We start from the raw sequence: 1487 nt of genomic DNA, 5'->3' as shown, positions 1-1487 counted from the left end.
CATGGAGCCCATCTCGCGCACATCGGCGTCCAGATTGAGTTTTTCCTTCAATCCGTACTTGATGATATTGGCCGCGGCCTGGCCCGATGGCCAGTTCGGCATTGCAATGAGGAGGTCAGCCGCAAGGGACCGGCCATGTACCGCCAGCATCGTCAGTGCCGCCAGCGACACTTTCAGCAGATGTCGCCGAAATCGACTGTCCATTTTTCCCTCCCCGCGGACCTGACATGAACCGCAGCGGCAACGGGAGGACTCCCGATCCGCCACGCAACCGGCACACCACCGCCGGAACCGCTTTTGTCTGCCAGCCGGCTTTCCATCCCGTTGATTGGTTCGTCTTCTCCCGAGACTACCGGATGGAGCCGGGAGCGGAACGTAAGTTACGTGGAGGGCGGGGTAACTTTTGACTACGAGGCCGTTCAAACGGCTCGCATCGGCGGCTTAATCTTAAACTGTGCCGATCACATGGAAATCAGTCGAAGGGCGGCGCCCTGCCCATGACGATCGATCGCTAGTAACAATTACCGGAATCGGCTTCCCTGGGCGAACATCGGCGATAGTATCTGTCTGAGTGATACCCATCGCCGTAGTATCGGTCGTGGTAATACGGATCGCCATAGTACGGATCGACATCATACCGATCGACATAATACGGATCGCCGTAGTACGGACCCCTGTAATAGTCACCGCCTCCGTAGTACCCGCCGTAGTAGCCGTTGCTGTTGGCAATCATGCTGCCGAGCAGCGCGCCGGCGACAAATGCGCCGCCCGGGGCCCAGAAGTCGTTGTGCCGATGGTAGTGGCGGTAGCCGCGATAACCCCTGTACCAGCCGTCCCGAATTTGGATGACATCGGACTGAGCGCTTTGTGCCCTGGGCACGAAGACCGGCGCGGCATCAACTGGAACAGAACTCGCAAGTACAAAAGTTGCGACGAGGGAGGTCGCTATGCCTGACGGGACTCTCATGATCGCGTCCTCGCTGGTGGCAATGTTTACCGTGTGCGAAACGTCGTCATTAGCGATACGAAACGTCGTCGATGCAAATTTGTTCCAGACACCTGCAAATTGCCTGAAGCGGCTCCGAACGTTTGACCGCCGGCTAATTCCGGAATTCCATCGGGACGGCAGTGGTCGCTCGATCTCTCGATGTCCCGGACGTTTCCATAGTGGTCCCGAACTGCGAACGAGGGGTGTCGTTCGGGCGCGCCTGAAAGGGGCCCACAAGGCGATCTCCCACCCCCGCCGGCTGATGGACCGGGGAGCGGCTGGCCGCGGCCGCCCCGGCCGCGGCGATCTCGAAACCTGGCGTTCTGCGTTAAGAATGTGTCTGCTGGCACCAGCCAATGGCCGAGATKGGTGGGAATTTTGCCTGGCGGGCGGTCAGTGCTTCAGGCATTTCCGGCCCACTGCCATTGCTTTGAACGTCCCCTTCAGATCGACGACAAAGGCCCCCTTGGTTTCAGGAAATACGGTCATCTTATATTTC

1 protein-coding gene and 1 pseudogene are annotated in these 1487 nt (G+C 59.0%); both read right to left on the bottom strand.

Annotated elements, in window-relative coordinates:
• Positions 1-204, bottom strand: a pseudogene (locus tag ACXJ7R_RS32405) (glycine betaine ABC transporter substrate-binding protein); the annotation flags it as partial.
• A 307-nt stretch (positions 205-511) separates the two neighbouring features.
• Entirely contained in the window at positions 512-967 is a 456-nt protein-coding gene (locus ACXJ7R_RS32400) for a hypothetical protein (RefSeq protein WP_457155359.1), read from the bottom strand.
• Between the last annotated feature and the right edge of the window lie 520 nt (positions 968-1487).

The organism is Mesorhizobium sp. P5_C1 (genome assembly GCF_054049815.1).
The sequence above is the reverse complement of the archived record's forward strand: the minus strand, read 5'-3'. Positions and strand labels throughout refer to the sequence as shown.